Origin of the sequence: Nocardia sp. CA-136227, assembly GCF_050955695.1 — a bacterium.
Taxonomy (GTDB): Bacteria; Actinomycetota; Actinomycetes; order Mycobacteriales; family Mycobacteriaceae; genus Nocardia.
The window spans coordinates 708,539-729,324 of record NZ_CP192081.1 but is presented as its reverse complement, the minus strand read 5'-3'; the positions used below and the strand labels follow the sequence as shown (position 1 = coordinate 729,324).

At 70.8% G+C, this 20,786-nt stretch carries 15 protein-coding genes; 6 read left to right on the top strand and 9 right to left on the bottom strand.

Annotated elements, in window-relative coordinates:
- Positions 1–3 precede the first annotated feature (3 nt).
- Positions 4–1,380 (top strand): M1 family metallopeptidase, encoded by a 1,377-nt coding sequence (locus ACQP06_RS03440; RefSeq protein WP_433670417.1) that lies wholly within the window; start codon positions 4–6, stop codon positions 1,378–1,380.
- On the opposite strand, the gene ACQP06_RS03435 is transcribed toward ACQP06_RS03440, so the two are convergent.
- The 3 genes from ACQP06_RS03435 to sigJ form a co-directional block, all read right to left on the bottom strand.
- Positions 1,381–2,025 (bottom strand): LysE family translocator, encoded by a 645-nt coding sequence (locus ACQP06_RS03435; RefSeq protein WP_433670415.1) that lies wholly within the window; start codon positions 2,023–2,025, stop codon positions 1,381–1,383.
- Positions 2,026–2,112: 87 nt separating this feature from the next.
- Positions 2,113–3,297, bottom strand: a complete 1,185-nt coding sequence (locus ACQP06_RS03430; RefSeq protein WP_433670413.1) for a pyridoxal phosphate-dependent aminotransferase — start codon at positions 3,295–3,297, stop codon at positions 2,113–2,115.
- Between the two features lie 60 nt (positions 3,298–3,357).
- Positions 3,358–4,299: an RNA polymerase sigma factor SigJ gene (gene sigJ, locus ACQP06_RS03425; protein ID WP_433670412.1), complete on the bottom strand. Its 942-nt coding sequence runs from the start codon at positions 4,297–4,299 to the stop codon at positions 3,358–3,360.
- A 93-nt stretch (positions 4,300–4,392) separates the two neighbouring features.
- Here sigJ and ACQP06_RS03420 point away from each other — a divergent pair, with 93 nt between their 5' ends.
- Positions 4,393–4,974 (top strand): GNAT family N-acetyltransferase, encoded by a 582-nt coding sequence (locus tag ACQP06_RS03420; protein WP_433670410.1) that lies wholly within the window; start codon positions 4,393–4,395, stop codon positions 4,972–4,974.
- A 135-nt stretch (positions 4,975–5,109) separates the two neighbouring features.
- On the opposite strand, the gene ACQP06_RS03415 is transcribed toward ACQP06_RS03420, so the two are convergent.
- The 4 genes from ACQP06_RS03415 to ACQP06_RS03400 all read right to left on the bottom strand — a co-directional run bounded on the left by ACQP06_RS03415 (position 5,110) and on the right by ACQP06_RS03400 (position 11,893).
- Complete coding sequence (locus tag ACQP06_RS03415) at positions 5,110–6,204, bottom strand: 3-deoxy-7-phosphoheptulonate synthase (RefSeq protein WP_433670408.1); 1,095 nt, start codon at positions 6,202–6,204, stop codon at positions 5,110–5,112.
- A 259-nt stretch (positions 6,205–6,463) separates the two neighbouring features.
- The gene (locus ACQP06_RS03410; RefSeq protein ID WP_357282611.1) at positions 6,464–6,826 is read right to left on the bottom strand and encodes a PH domain-containing protein; all 363 of its coding nucleotides are present in this window, start codon (positions 6,824–6,826) and stop codon (positions 6,464–6,466) included.
- Positions 6,827–6,867: 41 nt separating this feature from the next.
- Positions 6,868–7,749: an oxidoreductase gene (locus tag ACQP06_RS03405; RefSeq protein WP_357282613.1), complete on the bottom strand. Its 882-nt coding sequence runs from the start codon at positions 7,747–7,749 to the stop codon at positions 6,868–6,870.
- 460 nt (positions 7,750–8,209) lie between these two features.
- On the bottom strand, positions 8,210–11,893 hold the full coding sequence (locus ACQP06_RS03400) for an amino acid adenylation domain-containing protein (protein ID WP_433670405.1): 3,684 nt from the start codon (positions 11,891–11,893) through the stop codon (positions 8,210–8,212).
- 108 nt (positions 11,894–12,001) lie between these two features.
- Between ACQP06_RS03400 and ACQP06_RS03395 the strand changes: the two genes are divergently transcribed.
- Positions 12,002–13,630 (top strand): (2,3-dihydroxybenzoyl)adenylate synthase, encoded by a 1,629-nt coding sequence (locus ACQP06_RS03395; protein WP_433670403.1) that lies wholly within the window; start codon positions 12,002–12,004, stop codon positions 13,628–13,630.
- 26 nt (positions 13,631–13,656) lie between these two features.
- On the top strand, positions 13,657–14,526 hold the full coding sequence (locus ACQP06_RS03390; RefSeq protein ID WP_433670401.1) for an oxidoreductase: 870 nt from the start codon (positions 13,657–13,659) through the stop codon (positions 14,524–14,526).
- 23 nt (positions 14,527–14,549) lie between these two features.
- Here ACQP06_RS03390 and ACQP06_RS03385 read toward each other — a convergent pair whose 3' ends face one another.
- Complete coding sequence (locus ACQP06_RS03385; RefSeq protein ID WP_433670399.1) at positions 14,550–15,884, bottom strand: salicylate synthase; 1,335 nt, start codon at positions 15,882–15,884, stop codon at positions 14,550–14,552.
- A gap of 208 nt (positions 15,885–16,092) precedes the next feature.
- Between ACQP06_RS03385 and ACQP06_RS03380 the strand changes: the two genes are divergently transcribed.
- Both ACQP06_RS03380 and ACQP06_RS03375 read left to right on the top strand, forming a co-directional pair.
- Positions 16,093–18,462 (top strand): glycerol-3-phosphate 1-O-acyltransferase, encoded by a 2,370-nt coding sequence (locus ACQP06_RS03380; RefSeq protein WP_433670397.1) that lies wholly within the window; start codon positions 16,093–16,095, stop codon positions 18,460–18,462.
- Positions 18,459–19,976: an HAD-IB family hydrolase gene (locus ACQP06_RS03375; RefSeq protein WP_433670395.1), complete on the top strand. Its 1,518-nt coding sequence runs from the start codon at positions 18,459–18,461 to the stop codon at positions 19,974–19,976. Before ACQP06_RS03380 ends, ACQP06_RS03375 begins: the two co-directional genes overlap by 4 nt.
- On the opposite strand, the gene ACQP06_RS03370 is transcribed toward ACQP06_RS03375, so the two are convergent.
- Complete coding sequence (locus ACQP06_RS03370; RefSeq protein WP_433673226.1) at positions 19,973–20,674, bottom strand: polyprenol monophosphomannose synthase; 702 nt, start codon at positions 20,672–20,674, stop codon at positions 19,973–19,975. The genes ACQP06_RS03375 and ACQP06_RS03370 overlap by 4 nt on opposite strands.
- Positions 20,675–20,786 lie beyond the last annotated feature (112 nt).

The window sequence follows — 20,786 nt, the reverse complement described above, 5'->3', positions numbered from 1 at the left end:
ACAGTGGGGGCGGTACTGCTGCTCGGCGCGAACGCGGCTCCCGCGCAGGCGGATTCGAGCGACCCGTTCACGGGCGCGCCCGGCGCGGGCGATCCGTACTACCCGCTGGACGGCAACGGCGGCTACGACGTCGGCCACTACGACGTCACCATCTCCTATGACCCGCCGACGCATCAGCTGACCGGGGACACCCGCATCGACGCGGTGGCGACCCAGGCGCTGCGGGTGTTCAACCTGGACTACAGCGGCCCGGCGGTGTCCAAGGTGACCGTCAACAACCTGCCCGCCTGGTTCGACCGCAACGGCGAGCACGAACTGTCCGTCACCCCACTGATCCCGCTGCTCCCGGGCCTGCCGTTCACCGTGCGGGTGGAGTACGCGGGCGAGGTGACCGGCACCGAGGGCGAGGGCTGGGTGTTCTCGCCCAGCGGCGGCGCGTTCGTGGCGGGTGAACCGCATTCGGCGAGCAGCTGGTACCCGCTCAACGACACGCCCCTGGACAAGGCGACCTTCACCCTGCACGCCACGGTGCCGCAGGAGTGGGAGGTGATGTCGATCGGCGACAAGGTGTCCGACACCGTGCAGGGCGCGAACCGGACCGTGTCCTGGGAGATGCGTCAGCCGGTGGTCGGCTACCTGACCACGGTCGCCGTCGACCGGTTCGAATTCCTGGACCAGCGGCGCGCCAATGGAACTCCGCTGCTGAGCGCCTTCGCGCCGAGCGCGGGCAAGGGCCGGGACCTGGAGACGCGGCTGCCCGAGATCCTGGACTTCCAGGAGGAGCTGTACGGCCCGTACCCGTTCGACACCGCGGGCGGCCTCTACGTCGACACCGGACTCCAGTTCTCGCTGGAGACGCAGTCTCGCCCGATCTACGCGCCCTGGACCGATCTGAGCACCGTGGTGCACGAGATCGCCCACCAGTGGTGGGGCGATTCCATGTCGGTGAAGCAGTGGTCCGACATCTGCCTGAACGAGTGCTTCGCCAGCTATACCGCCGACTACCTGTGGCCGGAACGCAAGGACGGCAAGGACGTCGACGCCGAGTACCGCGACACCGTCGCGAAATACCATGACGATCCGAAGTTCTGGGAGATCGCGCTCCAGAACCCGGGCAAGGACAACGAATTCACCGCGGTCTACTACCGGGGTCCACTCTTCCTGCACGCCCTGCGCCGGACCATGGGCGATGCCGCGTTCTTCGGAGCGGTCCGTGATTTCGTCATGGCGCACCGGTACGGCAACGCGTCCATGCCCGAGTTCCGGACTTTCCTGCAGTCGCGCTCGCCGGTCGATCTGACCGGGTTCCTGGCCGCCTGGCTGGACCGCACCGACCGTCCGGCCGACGAGTTCCTCTACCCCGGCCCGCTGCGCGCCTGATCAGGCCGGGACCGGCCGCGCCCGGTCCGAGAGGACCAGCGCGGCCATACCGCCGAGCACCGACCCGGTGACGTACCGCTGCGCGCGCAGCCACAGCGGCCGCCGCGCCAAGAAGGTCGAGACCGCGCCCGCGCTCAACACGATCAGGGCGTTCACGGTGACCGCGATGGCGATCTGCACCGCGCCCAGCGACAGGCTCTGCAACCAGACCCGCCCGTGCGCCGGCACCACGAACTGCGGGATCAGCGCCATGTAGAGGATGGCGATCTTGGGGTTGAGCAGATTGGTGACCAGCCCCATCGTGAACAGCCGCCGGGCCGGATCGGCGGGCAGCTCGGTCGGCGCGAACAGTCCGGCCCCGCCCGGCCGCAAGGTCTTCCAGGCCAAGTGGACCAGATACAGCGCGCCCGCGACCTTCAACGTCAGGTACAGCGCGGGCACCATGGCGAAGACCGCGGTGATCCCGGCCGTCGCGGCCGCCAGATACACCCCGAATCCGACCGCCACCCCGCCCAGCGACACGAGTCCGGCCCGCCGCCCCTGCGACACGGTCCGCGACACCAGGTACATCATGTTCGGCCCCGGCGTGAGCACCAGCCCCACCGCCGCGGCGGCCACGCCCAGAACCGCACTCGCTTCGATCATGCGACCGATTCTCCGGCCGCATCGGTCCGCTGTCGCGGGCCACTCACCACCGACTGGACCCCCGACCGGAGGCCACCGGGGTCCGGGTCAGCGCACCGCTTCGGCCTGGTGTCCGGCCCGGAGGCGGCGCACGCCCTCGGCGATGGTCTCCTCCTTCTTGCAGAAGGTGAAGCGCACCAGGTGGTTCCACGCGGCCTTGTCGTCGGCGAAGACACTGACCGGCACCGCGGCCACGCCGAGGCGCTCGGGCAGTTCACGGCAGAAGGCGTAGGCGTCGGACGCGCCGAGCGGGGTGATGTCGGCGCACACGAAATAGGTGCCGTCACTGCGCTTCACGCCGAAACCGGCCTCGGACAGGGCGGCGGAGAGGCGGAGTCGCTTCTCGGCGAGGGTGTCCCGCAGCGCGGCCACCCACTGCTGCTCGTTGTTGAGGGCGTGGGCGACGGCGGGCTGGAAGGGGCCGCCGCCGACGAAGGTGAGGAACTGCTTGGCGGCCAGCACCGCGTCCAGCAGCGGGGCGGGCGCGCAGGCCCAGCCGATCTTCCACCCGGTGACACTGAAAGTCTTGGCGGCGCTGGAGATCACGATGGTGCGCTCGAACATACCGGGCAGCGTGGACAGGCTGATGTGCTCGTGCCCGTCGTAGCAGAGGTGCTCGTACGCCTCGTCGGACATGACGTACAGGTCGTGTTCGATGGCGAGTTCGGCGATGGCGGTGAGATCGGCGCGCGAGAGCACGGTGCCGGTCGGATTGTGCGGCGAATTCACCAGCAGCAGCCGGGTTTTCGGGGTGATGGCGGCGCGCAGGCTGTCCAGGTCGAGGGCGAAGCCGTCGCCGTCGGGCACCAGCCGGGCGGTGCGGCGCTGTGCTCCGGCCAAGGCGATGGCCGCCGCGTAGGAGTCGTAGTAGGGCTCGATGAGCACCACGTCGTCACCGGGCTCGACCAGGCCGAGCACGGTCGCCGCGATCGCCTCGGTGGCGCCGACGGTGACCAGCACCTGACTGTCGGGGTCGTAGTGGGTGCCGTAGCGGCGGGCGCGGTCGGCGGCGATGGCCTGCCGCAGCGCGGGCACGCCGCGGCCGGGCGGGTACTGGTTGAAGCCGTCGGCGATGGCCTGCCGCGCCACCTCGAGCATGCCCGCGGGGCCATCGCTGTCCGGGAAGCCCTGGCCGAGGTTGACCGCGCCGTGGCGAACGGCCAGTTCGGTCATCTCGGCGAAGATCGTCGACGCGAACGGCTGCAGACGGGCGACGGTCGGAATACGCGGCATGTCCGGAGCCTAATCCATCACCGAGAACGGCCGGCGGCCGTGATTCACCGCACAGCCAGGTCAGCGCGGGAGCCGGATGCCACTCAGTTTGTCCGGGTTCACCACGTCGTAGACGCCCCACACCTTGCCGTCGCGCACGGTGAACGCGTACACCCGCCGCGGATTGCCCGCATTGCCGTCCCGGGCCGGGATCGAGTGCGCCAGGATGCCGTGCTGCCCGTTGACCAGGACCGGTTCGAGTTCCCGGCCGGGCGCGGGATCGCCGGGGCCGCCGCCCGCGCCGACCAGCATGAACCTGCGCCACAGCCCCAGCCACAGGCGCGCGTTCTTGTCCACGCCGGCAACCACATTGACCGCGGTGGACACCTTGCCGCCGCCGTCGCCGACGGTGCGCACGTCCGGATGCAGCGCCGCCACCACGGCGTCGACGTTCCCGCTGGCCAGCGCGTCCAGCAGCGCCCGCACCGCGGCCTCGTGCTCGGCGTCGGCGGCCGGTTCCGGCGCGTCCGCCACCGCTTTCCGGGCCCGGGTGGCGAGCTGCCGCGCGGCGTCCACGGAAACGTCCAGGATGTCGGCGATCTCGGTGAACGGCACCGAGAAGCCGTCGTGCAGAACGAAAGCCACCCGCTGCGGCGGGGTCAGCGTGTCCAGCACCACGAGGGCGGCGAACCGGAACTCCTGTTTACGCATCACCGCGGCCAGCGGATCGGGGGTGCTGGACGGCGTCACCGCGGTGACCACCGGTTCCGGGAGCCATTGCCCAACATAGGTTTCGCGGCGCACCGCCGCGCTGCGCAACCGGTCCAGACAGAGGCGGCTGACCACGGTGGTGAGCCAGGCGCGCAGGTCGTGGATCTCGGATTGGCGGGCCGCGGCGAGCCGTAGCCAGCTCTCCTGCACGGCGTCCTCGGCGTCGCTCACGCTCCCGGTGAGCCGGTAGGCCACCGAGACCAGATGCGGCCGATGCGTTTCGAACAAGTCGGCCAGGAGAACCGCCACCATCTCTCCGATCCTACGGCTGGGCACCGACAGCCTCGCGGGCGGTCACCACGAATTACCGGCCGCCCATGCCCGATTCCGTGACAGCATGACCGCATGGACGCGGAATTCCTTTCCGACGGCACGGTCTGGTTGTCGCCGCCCGCCGTCTCCGACATCGATGCCATCACCGCCCTGTGCCAGGAGCCCTCGATCGGCGCGTGGACCACCATGCCGGTCCCCTACCACCGCGCCGACGCGGAGAAGTTCATCTACGACATCGTCGGCCCCGGCTGGGCCGCCCGCAGCCCCACCTGGGCGGTGCGCGGGTCGGCCGACGGCCCGGTGGTCGGCATGATCGGGCTGAGTCCGCTCTACCCCCGCCGCGACGACGAGACCGCCGAGATCGGCTTCTGGCTCACCCCCACCGCCCGCGGCGCGGGCGTGATGACCCGGTCGGCGCGGCTGGTCGCGGCCGCCGGACTGGATCCCGAGACGCTGGGCTTCGAGCGCCTGGAGTGGCGGGCCTTCACCGGAAACCATCCGTCCGCGGCCGTGGCCCGCCGCATCGGCATGCACTACGAGGGGCTGATCCGCGGCGGCGGCACGCAACGCGGTGTCCGCCGCGACATCTGGGTGGCGGGGCGGCTGCGCACCGATCCCGATACCCCGAGCCCGCACTGGCCCGCAGGCCTCTGACCTGGCCATACCCCCGAAAAGCGTTCGGCGCACACCCGCCGGACTGGGTGTGCGCCGAACTCAGTGTGCACGCCGGATGCGTTCGGCGCGAGGCGAACTCGCCGCGCCCGGGTGCGGGTCTATCGGATCGGGGGCCTACGCGCGGGCCGCGCGGCGCTGGGCGACCGCGTCGGCGAGGCGCTCCAACTGGGCGACCGTGGTGTCCCAGTCGATGCAGGCGTCGGTGATGGACTGGCCGTAGGTGAGGTCCTCCGGCTTGCCGAGGGTGAGGTCCTGGCGACCGGCGACGATGAAGGACTCCATCATCAGGCCGACCACGGTGTCCTCGCCGCCCGCGATGCGCTCGGCCAGATCGGTGACCACGTCGACCTGCTTGTTGTGGTCCTTGTTGGAGTTGCCGTGCGAGGCGTCCACCACCAGGCGCTGGGGCAGCGACGACTTCTCCAGGCGCAGCAGGGCTTCCGAGCAGGAGGCGGCGTCGAAGTTGGGGCCGTTGGAGCCGCCGCGCAGGATGACGTGGCAGTCCGGGTTGCCGGCGGTGCGGATGAGCGCCGAACGCCCATCCAGGTCGGTGCCGGGGAACACGTGCGAGGCGGCCGCGGCGCGCACGCCGTCCACCGCGACCTGCACGTCGCCGTCGGTGCCGTTCTTGATGCCGACCGGCATGGACAGCGCCGAGGACAGCTGCCGGTGCACCTGGCTGGCGGCCGTGCGGGCGCCGATCGCGCCGTAGGCGACCAGGTCGGCGATGTACTGCGGGGTGATCGGGTCCAGGAACTCGCACGCCACCGGCAGGCCGAGCGCGGTGATGTCGACCAGCAGGCGGCGACCCAGGTCCAGGCCGGTGTTGATGTCGAAGCTGCCGTCCAGGTGCGGGTCGTTGATCAGGCCCTTCCAGCCCAGCGTGGTGCGCGGCTTCTCGAAGTAGACGCGCATCACCACGTGCAGGCGGTCGTCCAGTTCGGCGGCCTTGGCGGCCAGGCGACGGGCGTAGTCCATGGCGGCTTCGGGATCGTGCACCGAACACGGGCCGACGATCACCATGAGGCGGTCATCGGAGCCGTTGAGCACGTCGACGGTCGCCTTGCGACCGGCGCGCACGGTGTCGGCGAGGGTGTCGTCGATCGGGTGGGCGGCACGGACCTCGCGCGGCGAGCTCAGCGGGCTGACGCTGAGAGTGCGCTGGTCATCGAGATCGGCATGCCGGTCGAGATCGGCGGTGGTGGTCATGGGTGGATTTCCTTGTCCCAGGCCGACCCACGGAGAATTGCGAAACCCCTAGGAGCCGGTCTGATTTCGTCCGGCTCGGGGTGGAGGATGTCAGCGCGAGGTCACGCCGCACGACCCACCCGGGGCCGGCTGGCTAAACCAGAAATACTGACGCTGCATGCCAGGCACTGTACCAGAGATCCCTTTTCGTGCGTGTGGCGTACGCCACGGCCGCTGGGATGGGCGTCCCACCTGATGGGATGCGCATCTCGGCGCCGGGTCAGTGCAGGATGTAGTGCAGGATCACGTCGTGCACGTGCCGTGTCTTGTCGTCGCCGCGGAACTCCACCTCGTAGGTGTGGTGCCCGGTGCTGATGGCGATGTGCCCCGACGAGAAGAACTGGCCCGCGAACGACTTGTTGGTCAGGATGCTCACGCTCGAGATCCGCGCGTAGGGGATGGACGTGATCGCGATCTTCTTACCCACGAACGAGTTGTCCTGGATGACGACCCGCCGGTCGGTGAGCCCCAGGAATCCGGTGCCCACGCCGATGGCGTCGTACACGGCGAGGATCTGCTCGCCCTGCATCAACCCCTGCCGGATCTTGTCGAGTTGATCCTGTCGATCGAATGGAATGCTCACCAACCCCGCCTTTCGGCTCAGCGATGCTCCCGGATTTCGGTTCAGCGGCGCACGAACGGATAGCTGACCTTGGTCAGCTGCTCGGACAGCTCCCACAGCCGCCGCGCGGTCACCTCGTCCTTGGAGGCGGCGCTGGACGGGCTGGGCCCGGGGTAGCCGCGCATGCCGCGCAGCCCGGTGGGCCCGTAGAAGCCGCCCGGCTCGACCTCGGCGGTGGCGGCGAACAGCGTTGGCAGCGCGCCCATCTCGGCGCTCTGCGCGAACAGCCGGTTGCCGATCGACATCAGGGTGTCGTAGATCGACTCGGTGTGCCCCTGCAGGTCGGTGGCGGCATAGCCGGGGTGCGCGGCCACCGACAGCTTCGCCGATCCGGCGGCGGTCAGGCGGCGCTGCAGTTCCCGCGCGAACATCAGGTTGGCGAGCTTGGACTGGCCGTAGGCGGCCCAGCGCTGATAGCTGCGCCGCTCCCAGTCCAGGTCCTCGAGATCGATGCGGCCGATGGCGTGCATGCCCGAGGACAGCGTGACCACCCGGTCGCGGATCTTGTCCAGCAGCAGCCCGGTCAGCGCGAAATGGCCGAGATGGTTTGTGCCGATCTGCATTTCGAAGCCCTCGGCGGTGCGCTTGAGCGGCACCGCCATCACGCCCGCGTTGTTGATCAGCACGTCCGCGCCGTCGACCGAGTCGGCGAACTCGTGCACCGAGGCGAGGTCGGCCAGGTCCAGGCGGCGCACCTGGGCGTTCGGGCCGATCCGATCGGCCACCGCTCTCGCCTTCACCTCATTGCGGCACGCCATGATCACCTTCGCGCCCGCGCCGGCGAGCGCTCGCGCGGTGGCCGCGCCCAGCCCGCTGTTGGCCCCGGTGACGATGAAGGTCCGGCCCGCTTGATCGGGGATGTCGGAGATGTCCCAGCCGCTCACGGGGTCGAGTCTAGGTGCGCGGAGGCGCGCACGTCCGATGTCGGCGTGAACCGTTCCCGGACGCGGGATTTGCCGACCGTCCCGGGCGGTGGCCGAGCGCGGCGTGTCCGTGTCCGATTCATCCCATTTGACCTGGGTGAGCGGTAGCGTCCGCGACCATGGACACCCTGATACTCGCGGGTTTGCTGGGCATTCTGGCTTGTGGCTGACATGGTGACCGACATCGGCACCGAGCCCGTCGAGACCGCGAGCGGCGGTGGCTTCGCCGGGCCTCGGGCTCGTGATCGTCGCCAACCTGATCGCGACCTTACTTCCTGGAAGGGTGCCCGACGATCCGTCCTGCTACCGGCTGCTGCACGATCTCGGCGTCCTGAAGGACGGCCGCACGCTGCCGCCCGCGCACCGAGAGACCTGCCGTGGATCCCCGCGCCCTCCGGCAAGGGCGCGGGGATCACGCTCTTCAGGACAGGGCCAGCACCTCGTCGTCGGACATGGCGGCCACCTCCAGGTAGAGGCGGGCCACGCCGTCGAGCCGGCCGGTGGCGCCGGCCCGGCGTTCCCGCTCCAGCAGCCGCGCGGTCAGCCCCTCGACCGTGCGGGCCGCGAAGAAGTCGGCGACCACGGTGTCCGGGGAGTCCAGCCAGTCCCGCACGCGGGCGATGACCGCGGTGGCCAGCACCGAATCGCCGCCCAGGGCGAAGAAGTCGTCGGTCACGCCGACGGTCTCGCGGCCCAGCACCGACGCGATGATATCGGCCACGGCGCGCTCGACATCGGTTCGGGGCGCGACGAATTCGCCCGCTCGCTCGCCCTCGGCCAGCAGCCCGGCGATGGCCTTGCGGTTCGGTTTGCCGTTCGAGGTGAAGGGCAGCTCGGCGAGCGTCTCCACCCGATCCGGAATCATGTAGGCGGGCAACAGATTCGCGGCCGCCGCCAACAGCACCGGGACGTCCAGCGCGACGCCGTCGTCGGCCACCAGGACGGCGGCCAGCTTCGGCGCGGCCGCGCCCACCACGGCGGCGATGGCGTGCCGCACGCCCGGCAGGCCGCGCAGCACGCTCTCCACCTCACCGAGTTCCACCCGGTAGCCGCGGATCTTGACCTGATGGTCGGCGCGGCCCAGGAATTCCAGGCAGCCGTCGGGCAGGTAGCGGGCCAGATCGCCGGTGCGATACCAGTTCAGGCCGTCATGGGTGACGAACCGGTCGGCGGTGCGCTCCGGATCCCCGCGATACCCGGCGGCCACACCCTCGCCGCCGATCCACAGTTCACCCGTCACCCAGTCCGGGCAGTCCTGACCGGACGGGCCGACCACCCGGCAGCGCACATTGCGCAGCGGGGTGCCGTACGGGACGGCCGACCACTCCGCCGGCACCTCGGCGTTCACGACCTCGCGGATCGTGGAGTGGATGGCCGTCTCGGTGGCCCCGCCCAGCCCCGCGAACCGGCAGCCGGGAGCCACCGCGGCGAGGCGGCCCGGCAGCGCCACATCGACCCAGTCGCCGCCCAGGATCACCATGCGCAGACTGTCCACAGGTTTCCCGGCCGCGGCCTCCAGCGTCATGTCCAGCAGGCTGGGGACGCAGTTCAGCACCGACACCCGGTGGCGGCGGATGAGTTCCACCCAGCGGCCCGGCTCCGCGCGCTGTCCCTCATCCAGCGCGATCACCGCGCCTCCGGCGCTCAGCAGACCGAAGATGTCGTAGACGGACAGGTCGAATTCGAGCGCCGACAGGGCCAATGCCCGGTCATCCACACCGATCCCGAAGCGTTCGTTCAGGTCGTCGATGGTGTTCATGGCCGCCCGGTGCGGCACCTCCACACCCTTCGGCCGCCCGGTGGAGCCGGAGGTGAACAGCACGTAGGCGATGGCCTCCGGATCCGGGATCACGGCCTGCGCCAACGGCTCCGGGTACTCCCGCGCCGCGCGCAACGCCACAGTCGGCAGCCCGGGCACCTCGCCGCCGGCGGTCACCGCCGCGACGACCGCACCGGTGCGCAGGATCTCGGCGCGCCGCCGGTCGGGCTGATCGAAACCGATCGGCACGTACACGGCTCCGGCGGCCAGCACGCCGACCGTAGCCAGGATCTGATCCGGGCCCTTCGGCAACTGCACGGCGACCGCGTCGCCCGGCCGGACGCCCACCGCCCGCAGCGCGCCCGCCACCGCGAGCGCCTGCGCGGCCAGCTCGCGATAGGTGAGAACACTTGTGACAGCGTCCGATTCGCGGCCGTCCGCCGTTGCGGCGACCCCGCCCGGCACATCGACGCGGTCGGACTCCCAGACGATCGCGGGAGCGTCCGGGTTCGCGGCGGCGATGTCGAACAGGCCGCTGTGCAGGGCGCGGCCGCTGACCGCGCCGTCGGTGGCGTTCACCTGGGCGCGAACCACCGCCTGCTCCACGGGAATTCGCACCGCGGCCTCGGCGTCCCACCCCGCGCCGCCGAAACCGGCGGCAGGTGCGGCGTCGGCATCGGCGTCCGGCCCGGGCTCGTCACTGCCCGCGAGGCGCAGGACAGCGTCGATGTAGCGGGTGAACATGGTCTCGACCATGGCCGGGGGGAAGGCGTCGGAGCGGACGTCCCAGTTCAGCAGCAGACCGCCGCGAACCTCGGTGACCTGCGCGTCGAGCAGCACCTGCGGACCCTGCGAGATGATCCAGACCGGGTCGCCGAAGGTGTCGGTGACCTGGTCGGCGAACAGTTCGCCCAGGTTGATGGCGCTGGTGTAGACGATCGGGGCCAGCACCGGCTCGGCGCGCAGGCGGCCCAGATCGCGCAGCACCTCCAGGCCGCTGTAGCCGGAATGCGCTCCGGCGGCGTGCAATTCGCGCTGCAGCGCCCGGGCGCGCTCGGTGACGGTAGCCGGCTCGGTGACATCCACCTCCAGCAACACCGAGGAGGTGAAGTCGCCGACCACGCCGTCCACCTGCGGATGCACCGGCTCCCGGTGGAACAGCGGCAGATTCAGCAGGAACCGGCGCTGCGCCGACCAGCCGCCGATGCTCTCGGCGAACACCGAGGCCAAGGCCATGGCCGGGGTGATGCCGCGGGCGTGCGCCGCGGCGAACATGCGGCCCTTGGCCTCCGGCGACAGCCAGCGGTGCAACCGCACGGTCCGCGCCGCCCGCTCCCCCGGCTCCGCCACCGCGGTCTCGGCGGCGCGCGGCAGTTCCGGCGCGCCCGGCAGCTCGGGCAGGCGGGCCTGCCACCACGCACGGTCGGCGGCGTGTTCCGGTGCGGGACCGGCGTGTTCGGCCAGGTACTCGCGGAAGGTGTAGTCCTGCGGCGACAGCTGCTCACCGTGGTACAGGCGCGCCAGGTCCGCGACCAGGATGCGGTAGCTCATGGCGTCGGCCGCGAGCATGTCCACGTCCAGGTGCAGCCGGGTGCGGCCCGCCGGCAGCAGGGTCAGCGCGATATCGACGACCTGGCCGTCCTCGACTGCCATCAGCTGGTGGGTCCGGCGGTCCCGCAGCTCCTCCAGCGCCCGTTCCGCCGCCTCGGGCGTGGCGTCGCGCAGGTCGGTGACGCTCCAGACGTCCCGGCCGGGGCGTTCCAGGGTCTGCTGGGTGCCGTCGGGCAGGAACCGGGTGCGCAGCATCGGATGCCGCCGCACCAGCGCCTCGACGGCGGTGCCCAAGCGGGCGGGATCGACACCGGCCCCGTCGAATTCGACGTAGAGGTGGGCGGCGACGGCGCCGAGTTGCTGGCTGTCGGACCGCCCGATCCAGTACGCGTGCTGCATGGGCGCGAGCGCGAACGGGGCGCCGTCGTCGACGCCGGTGGCGAGGTCATCGGCCGCCGCGACACCGACCGCGGCGAGCTCGCCGCTCGGCTCCTGAGCCGAATCGGTCTGCGCGGCCTCGTGATTCGTCTCCGCCGCGCTCTCCTCGCCGGTCCCGCCCAGCAGGCCGTGCCAGGCGGCGACCGTGGGCTCGGCGGCGAGCTGGGCGAAGTTCACGGCCAGACCGCGCTTGCGCCAGGCGCCCGCGAGTTTCATGGTGCGGATGGAGTCGAGGCCGAGCTGGATGAGGTCGTCGTGGTCGGCGATGTCGGCCGGTTCAAGACCGAGGTGTCCCGCGATGGCGGCGCGGATCTCGTCCCGGGCGATGTTCGCCGACGGCCCCTGGGGTGACTCCATTCCGCTGGTACTCCTTGTTCGACGGGATCGGTGGGCAGAAGCGTAACCCATTGAGATAGGGTTGCCTAACCTATGCAAGGACACCCTTACCAGCAAGAGGTCAGAGCCGTGACAACGACCGCACCCGCCGCCGCCGCGGGCCACCGCGACGGATTCGTCGCCTTCCCCGCCGACCTCGCCGAGCGGTACCGGCGCGAGGGCTACTGGGCGGGCCGCCCGCTCGGGGAACTCCTGCGCGACGCCGCCCGGCAGTGGCCCACGCGACCCGCGCTGCTGAGCGACGAGTCCGGCCGCGCCCCGGCCACCTACGCCGACCTCGACCGCGCCGCCGACCGGATGGCGCACGGCCTCCTGAAGCTCGGCATCCGGTCCGGCGACCGCGTGGTGGTCCAGCTGCCCAACACCCCCGCGTTCCTGCCGCTGCTGTTCGGCCTGCTGCGCGCCGGGATCATCCCGGTGCTCACCCTGCCCGCGCACCGCCGCGCCGAAATCGAGCACCTGGCCCGGCTTTCCGGCGCGGTCGCCTACGTCGCGGCCGACCGGCTCGGCGACTTCGACTACCGCGCCCTGGCCGCCGAGGTCCGCCCACAGCTCCCGGACCTGCGCCACATCCTGATCCTCGGCGATCCGGGGCAGTTCACCGACCTGGATTCGATTCCCGCCGACGGTGATTCGCTGCCCGAGGTGGACGCCTCCGACATCGCGCTCATGCTGGTGTCCGGCGGCACCACCGGGCTGCCCAAGCTGATCGCCCGCACCCACGACGACTACGTCTACAACGCCACCACCAGCGCCGCGGTCTGCGAACTCGGCCCCGACGACGTCTACCTCGCGACCCTGCCCGTCGCCCACAACTTCCCACTCGCCTGCCCCGGCGTGCTCGGCACCGTCGCCACCGGCGGGGCCATGGCCTTCGTCACCGACCCCAGCCCGGAGAGCGCGTTCGCCGCCATCGAACGCCACCGGGTGACCGTCACCGCCGTGGTGCCGCCGCTGGCCCAATTGTGGTGCGCGGCAGTCGAATGGGAGGACGCCGACCTGTCCTCGCTGCGGCTGCTCCAGGTCGGCGGCGCGAAACTGGCCGAGGTGAACGCCCGCGAGGTCACCCCCGCCCTGGACTGCCGCCTGCAGCAGGTGTTCGGCATGGCCGAGGGCCTGCTCAACTACACCCGCGCCGAGGATTCCGACGACCTGGTGTGCACCACCCAGGGCCGCCCGCTCGCGCCCGCCGACGAGGTGCGGGTGGTGGACGAGCACGGCCGGGACGTCGCCGACGGCGAGGAGGGCGAACTGCTCACCCGCGGCCCCTACACGCTGCGCGGCTACTACCGCGCCCCCGAGCACAATGCCCGCGCCTTCACCCCCGACGGCTTCTACCGCAGCGGCGACCTGGTGCGCCGCCTGCCCAGCGGCCACCTGATCGTGTCCGGCCGGATCAAGGACGTGATCAACCGCGGCGGCGAGAACATCTCCTGCGACGAACTCGAGGAGCACCTGCTCGCCTACCCGGGTATCCGGCACGCGGCCGCCGTGGGCCTGCCCGACGCGGCCCTGGGTGAGAAGGTCGGCGTGTTCCTGGTGACCGAGGGTGAGCTGCCGTCCCTGGCCGCCGTCAAAACCTTCCTCACCGAGCGGGGCCTGGCCACCTACAAACTCCCGGATGTGTTGCGGCAGACCGATTCCCTGCCCGTGACGGCGGTCGGCAAGATCGACAAGAAGGCCCTCGCCGCGCGCTGAGAGCCGTTCCGTCATAGAGTTCTCCTATGGGTGGGTGGAACGAATCGGATATTCCTGACCAGAGTGGCCGGATCGTCATCGTCACCGGAGCGACCAGCGGCCTGGGCGAGGCCACCGCGCGCGCCCTGGCCGCCGCCGGAGCGCGCGTGATCATGGCCTGCCGCAACGAGATCAAGGCGCGGACGGTGGCCGCCACCATGCCCGGGGACGTGCACATCCGCGCCCTCGATCTGGCCGACCTGGCCTCCGTGCGCGCCTTCGCCGACACCGTCGAGCGGGCCGACGTGCTCATCAACAACGCGGGCGTGATGGCGGTGCCCCAGCGGGCCACCGCCGACGGCTTCGAATTGCAGATCGGCACCAACTATCTCGGCCACTTCGCGCTGACCGGCCTACTGCTGGACCGGATCTCGGAGCGCGTGGTCAACACCTCCAGCCTCACCCATCTGATCGGGCGCATCGACCTGGAGGACCTGAACTGGGAGCGGCGCGCCTACTCCCGGTTCGGCGCGTACGCGCAATCCAAGCTCGCCATGCTGCTCTTCACCTACGAACTCCAGCGGCGGCTCACGGTCACCGGATCGGCCAAGCTGGCGGTCGCCGCGCACCCCGGCTACGCCGCCACCGAGATCAGCTCCGAGACCCAGAACGTGCTCGAACAGCTGGTCGGCCTCGGCAACCGGCTGATCGCGCAGAGCGCCGCCATGGGCGCGCTGCCGACCCTGTACGCGGCCACCGCCGACGTCGAACCCGGCGCCTACTACGGGCCGGACCGATTCAACTGGCGCGGCCACCCGACCCGGGTCGGCTCGAATGCCGCCTCCCACGACGAGAAAACCGCCCGGCAGCTCTGGGAGCTGTCCGAGCGGTTGACGGATGTCGAATTCCCGATCTGAATCTCGGATATCCGGTTCCGGGATCAGGCTCGCACCACGTACGGCGCGACGCTGCCCAGCTTCTCGCAGGTCTCCTCGAACTCCCGCTCCGGCCGCGACTGCCCGACCACGCCCGCGCCCGCGCGCAGCCACGCGCCGGCGCCCGACTGGTAGACCGCGCGCAGCACCAGCGTCGCCTCCAGCGCGCCGTCGGGGGAAACCGTCACCACCGCACCGGAATACAGGCCGCGCGGATCGTGGTCGAGGCGGAACACCGCGTCCACCCCCTCGGCCTTGGGGATGCCGGAGGCGGTGACGGACGGGAACAGCATCTCCAGCGCGTCCCACGGGCTGCGGTCGGCGGCCAGCCGTCCGCGCACGGTGGAGGCCAGGTGCTGCACGCTGCCGCGCTCGCGGACGGCCATGAAGTCGGAGACCGCGGTGGTGTCCGGCTCGGCGACCGCGGCGATCTCGGCGAAGGAGGTCTGCACCGAGATGGCGTGCTCGACGATCTCCTTCGGGTCGCGCACCAGGTCGGCGCGGGCGGCCAGATCGATGTCGTCGCCGCGGCCGAAGGCGCGGGTCCCGGCCAGCGGCTCGGTGGTGACTACCCGGTCGCGGTCCACGGCCGCGACCAGTTCCGGGCTGAAGCCCGCGGCCTCCAGGCCGCCCAGGCGCAGCAGGAACGAGCGCGCCGGGGTGTTGTTCGCACGGCCCAGGCGGTAGGTGGCGGGGATGTTGACCGCGAAGGGCAGATCGACCTTCCGAGACAGAATCACCTTCTGGTACTTGCCGTCCCGGATCTCGGCCACGCCCGCGGCGACCCGGTCCTGATAGCCGGTCGGGTCCGGGGTGACGTCCACGGGGTGCGCGACGGGCAGCGCGGTGTCCTGGGCGGCGGCGATCAGCTCGTGGATGTCGCCGGTTTCGGCGGGCGTCGCGCCCGACACCCGCACGCCGGTGGCGTCGATGCGGACCTCGATGCGCGGAATCATCAAGTGCGCCAGGGTGGCCCGCGGGTGCACGTGCTCGGTCGCGCCCAGCGACCAGGCGCAGAACTCGAAGCCGATCCAGCCGAAGGCGTTGCGGCCCTCCAGGGGCAGTCCGGCCAGCGCGCGGTCCAGGGCCTGCGCCGGATTGCCCGACCACGGTCCCGCGGTGGTCTGTCCGTCCCAGCTCACCCGCAGTTCGCCCGCGTCCAGCTCGACGCCGCCCAGCGGGTCGGCGGCGAAGACCCATTCGCCGGGCCGTTCGTAGACCACGTACTCACCGAAGCGATCCGCCGCCGCCAGCGCGGCGACGGCCGCGACCGGATCGGTGACGTACTCTCCCCACCGCTGCTCCCCCTCGAGCCGTACCCGTTCGTCAGCGACCGACACCAGACCTCCAAGGTTATGCTTACCTAACTCGTGAGTGAGGTTAGCATTACCTTTCCCTTTGCGGGGAGGCCCGCGTCGCGACGTCCGTCACCACCGCCGCGCAACACGGCGAAACCCCGGGTCGGACCGGTGAATTGCCCGACCTCCCGTCCCATCGCCCCGGTTTGGGCTTCAATGGATCGCAGCGGCTCATGCGGAGGGAACGAAGATGCTCGATCACGACAGCCGGCTCCCCGAAGCCGCGCTCACCGCCCCGCAATCCGTGGTCGCCCTGGTCGACGCCGCCTCCCGGGTGGAACGCGAACTCATCGGGGGCTGGCTCGCCGAAGGCGGCATCACCCAGGAGTTCGGCACCTCCGCCCCCGTCACCCAGATCGACCTCGACCCCGCCGCCGTCACCGACCGCCTCGTCGGACGCGCCGACGACCCGCTGGTGGTGCCGGTCCGCGTGCTGTGGCTGCCGCCCGAACGAGACGGCGTGCGCCGCACCACCTTCAGCGACCTGCTGTCCCTGTCCAACCCGCGCAAACCGCACCGTCTCATGCAGCGGCGGCTCGTCGGCAAGGCGCCCGACCGGCACCTGATCCTCACCGGGCAGCCCGCCCGGCTCAGCGAGCTGCGCGCCAACAACCCCGGATCCGCCATCGTGCCCGACGCTTTCGGGCGGGCCATCGTGCGCGCGGGCATCGTCGCGCTGGAGCGCGCCGAGCGCGCCGTCATCGGCGACCGGTACAAGGTGCCGCGACTGGTGGTCGAGGAGATCCTGGACTCCCCCGAATTCCTGCGCCGACTCGACGTCATCGCCCTGGAATCCGGACTCCCGCCACGCGAGGTCTACCGGCGTGCCGAGCGAGGCCTGCGCGAACTCGTCGCCGCCCAGAGCCGCCTCGTCTCCGACCTGTTCACCCAGGCCATGCGGCCCGTGCACGCCTCCACCTGGAACGTCGACGCCGACGAGACCGGACTCGACCGGCTGCGGTCGCTCAACCGGCGCTATCCGCTGGTCTTCCTGCCCTCGCACCGCTCCTACGTGGACGCCTTCGTGCTCGGGGACATCCTGGCGCGCAACGACTTCCCGCCCAACCACGTGGTCGGCGGCGCCAACCTCAAGTTCTGGCCGATCGGGCCCATCGCCCGGCGCACCGGAACCGTGTTCATCCGCCGCAGTTTCGGCGACGACGAGGTCTACAAGGCCGTCGTCGAGGAGTACTTCGCCTACCTGCTCACCAAACGCTTCAACCTGGAGTGGTACTTCGAGGGCGGGCGCACCCGCACCGGGAAACTCCGGCCCCCGCGCTACGGACTGCTGAACTACCTTGCGGCGGCGCTGCGTTCGAAACGCATCGACGACGTCATGCTGGTGCCGGTCTCCATCACCTACGAACGGCTCAACGAGATCGGGGCCATCGCCGACGAACAGACCGGCGGCCGCAAACAACCCGAGGGCCTCACCTGGCTGGCCCGCTACGTCCGCAACCAGCAGCACTCCGCCGGGCACGTGTACGTGCGCTTCGGCACCCCGCTCTCGGCCCGCGACCGCCTGGCCGCCAACGGGGATCCGCTGACCGGACACCAGGATCCGGGCACCGAGCAGGCCGTCGAACGCGAACAGCTGGCCGTGCAACGGCTCGCCTTCGAGGTCGCCGTCGGCATCAACGAGGTCACCCCGATCACCGTCAACGCCCTCACCACCCTGGTGCTGCTCGGCGTCCACGAACGCGCGCTGACCCGGCCCGAACTCCGCAACGCCATCGCCCCCGTGCTCGGCTACATCGAGAGCCGCGGCCTGCCGACCGGCGAACTCGACACGCTGCGCGACGATCACGGGCTCGCCGTGGTCCTCGAACAGCTGGCCGTCGCCACCGTCGTCACCGTGTACCGGGCCGGACTGGAACCGGTGTACGCCATCAACGCGGGCGCGCACCTGGAGGCCGCGTTCTACCGCAACAGCGCCGTGCACTGGTTCGTCAACCGCGCCATCCTCGAGCTCGCCGTCCTCACCGGCGTCGAAGCCCCCGAAGGCGACCAGCTGCGCGCCGGATGGGACGCCGCCTACCGGCTGCGCGACCTGCTCAAATTCGAGTTCTTCTTCCCCGAACGAGCCGAATTCACCAGCCAGCTCACCGCGGAGATGCTGCGCGTGGACCCCGAATGGCATCACCGCACCGCCGCGGGCACCCTCGGCTCCGAGATCCTGGCCCGGCTCGCCGACTCCGGCTTCATGATGGCCCACCGCGTCCTGCGCTCCTTCTCCGACGCGCAACTGGTGGTGGCCGAACGGCTCGCCGCCCGCGACCCGGTCGACCCCGTCGACCGCAAGGCCCTCATCGACGAATGCCTCCAGGTCGGCAAACAGATGCTGCTGCAACAACGGCTGCACAGCCCCGAATCGGTGTCCTCGGAATTGTTCGGCAGCGCGGTCAAACTCGCCGACAACCACGGCCTGCTCACCCCCGCCGGCGATCCGGCCGACCTGGCCGCCCGGCGCAGCGCCTTCGCCGCCGAACTGCGCGCCATCGGGCAGCGCATCACCCGGGCCGCCACCCTCGACCCGTCCAACCGGATGGAAGCGCTGTGACCCACCGGGTCCGGGGCCGCGCGGCGGGACGCACCACCCCGGCCCTGCGGCCCGGCGTCGGCGTCACCCAGCGGCCCATCGGCGCACAGGATCTCGCCACCGCCCTCGAAGCCGTACGCACCGGACCACAGGGCCCGCAGGTCGCCGCCGTCTTCGACTTCGGCGGCACCGTCGTGCACGGCTTCAACCCACCCCCGGTCGCCCGCCGCCTGCTGCGCCGCGGCAGCGCCCGCGGCGCACTCACCGCCAGCCTGCTCGGCAGCATCCGCGGCGCCCGCAGCGAAGGCGAATACGAACGCTTCCTGCAATCGGCCATGTACGACTGGGCCGGGGTACCCGAAGCCGACCTGATCGACCTCGGACGGCAGGTGTTCGCGCGCAATGTGTACGGGCACATCTACCCCGAGGCCTGGCGGCTGGTCCGCGAACACGAGGCCGCCGGGCACACCCTGGTCCTGATCAGCTCGATCAGCCGCTACCAGGTGGAACCCGTCGCCGCCGAACTCGGCATCCCGCACGTGCTGAGCACCGTCATGGCCGTGCAGGACGGCGTGCTCACCGGGCACGTGGAGGGAAAGACGCTGTGGCGCAACGGCAAGGCCGACGCCGTGCGCCGCTTCGCCATCACCCACGACATCGACCTCACCCGCAGCTGGGCCTACGCCGACAGCGCCGCCGACCTGCCGCTGCTCCAGACCGCCGGGCACCCGGTGGCCGTCAACCCGGACCCGCGGGTCGTGCTCGAGGCGGCCGAAAGGGAATGGCCGGTCCTGCATTTCCGGCCCCGGCAGGCCCCCAAGGCCACCGACTACGCCCGCACCCTGGCCGGATTCACGGGTTTGCTGGGCGGCGCGCTGTTCGGCGTGGCCGCCAAGGCGCACACGAAACAGCGCCGCCAGATGGCGGATTCGATGATGACCCACGCCGCCGACTCGACCCTGCGCGGCACTCGTGTCAAAGTACGGGTGACCGGCGCCGAACACGCCCGCGCGCCCCGGCCGGCGGTGTTCATCTTCAACCACCAGAGCCAGTTCGACATCGTGGTGCTGGCCGAGGTGCTGGGCACCGGATTCACCGGCATCGCCAAACGCGAGATCACCAAGAACCCGGTCTTCGGGCCCCTCATGCGGTTCGTGGAGGTCACCTTCATCGACCGCGCCGACACCAAGGCCGCGAAGGCCGCGCTGGAACCTGTGGTCGAAACGCTGCGCGGCGGACTGTCGGTGGTGATCGCCCCCGAGGGCACCCGCTCGCTCACCCCGCGGGTCGGCGCCTTCAAGAAGGGCGCGTTCCACATCGCCATGCAGGCGGGCGTGCCGATCATCCCCGTCGTGATCCGCAATGCGGGCGAGATCGCCTGGCGCAACTCCGCGATCGTCCGCAAGGGCGTGGTGGACGTGGACGTCCTACCGCCGATCGATGTCAGCGGCTGGGACCCGGCCCGCCTGGATACGGAAGTGGAGCAGGTCCGACAGTTGTTCGTCGACACCCTGCTCCACTGGCCCGAAACTTAGACAGCCCGCCCGAACAGCAGCTTCCACGGCATGGCCGCGGACTCGAGCTGCACCTTGAGGCTCATCTTCGAGGCGCCCTTGGTGCGCTCCTCGAAGCGGATCGGCACCTCGGCGATGGAGATGCCCTTCTTGACGGTGCGGTAGTTCATCTCGACCTGGAACGAGTAACCGTTCGACTTGATCGAGGCCACGTCGATGGCGCGCAGCGTGTCGGCCTTCCACGCCTTGAACCCGGCCGTGGCGTCCTTCACGCCCAGGCGCAGGATCAGGTTGACGTAGAAGTTGGCCCAGGCGGAGAGCGCCTTGCGGTACCACTTCCACTCCTCGGCGGTGGAACCGCCGGGGACGTACCGGGATCCGAGCACCACGCCGGCGTCGGTGGTCTTCAGCTTGTCGAGCATGGCGGGAATGACCTCGGCCGGGTGCGACAGGTCGGCGTCCATCTGGATCACCACGTCGGCGCCGTCGTCGAGCGCCTTGGTGATGCCGGCGATGTAGGCGCGGCCCAGGCCGTCCTTCTCCGTCCGGTGCAGCACGCTGACCACGTTCGGCAGATCGGCGGCCAGCTTGTCCGCGACCTCGCCGGTGCCGTCGGGTGAATTGTCGTCCACCACCAGCACATGCAGGTCCTCCACCGGCAGTGCGGTCAGCCGCTCCACCGCAACGGGCAGGTTCTCCCGCTCGTTGTAGGTCGGCACCACCACGGTGACCTTCAAGGTACGCCCTCCCGATCGGTCGTCTTCTCGCTACGAAACCGTACCTGGTCCACCTGAGTGCCTCGTGATCGCACCATGTAGGCGCGTCACCCCC

Coding starts and splice junctions, on each gene's coding strand:
- ACQP06_RS03430 (WP_433670413.1), bottom strand. CDS start 3,297: ATGCCGCGTATTCCGACCGTCGCCCGTCTGCAGCCGTTCGCGTCGACG.
- ACQP06_RS03390 (WP_433670401.1), top strand. CDS start 13,657: ATGGGTGGGTGGAACGAATCGGATATTCCTGACCAGAGTGGCCGGATC.
- sigJ (WP_433670412.1), bottom strand. CDS start 4,299: ATGGTGGCGGTTCTCCTGGCCGACTTGTTCGAAACGCATCGGCCGCAT.
- ACQP06_RS03400 (WP_433670405.1), bottom strand. CDS start 11,893: ATGGAGTCACCCCAGGGGCCGTCGGCGAACATCGCCCGGGACGAGATC.
- ACQP06_RS03415 (WP_433670408.1), bottom strand. CDS start 6,204: ATGACCACCACCGCCGATCTCGACCGGCATGCCGATCTCGATGACCAG.
- ACQP06_RS03380 (WP_433670397.1), top strand. CDS start 16,093: ATGCTCGATCACGACAGCCGGCTCCCCGAAGCCGCGCTCACCGCCCCG.
- ACQP06_RS03435 (WP_433670415.1), bottom strand. CDS start 2,025: ATGATCGAAGCGAGTGCGGTTCTGGGCGTGGCCGCCGCGGCGGTGGGG.
- ACQP06_RS03420 (WP_433670410.1), top strand. CDS start 4,393: ATGGACGCGGAATTCCTTTCCGACGGCACGGTCTGGTTGTCGCCGCCC.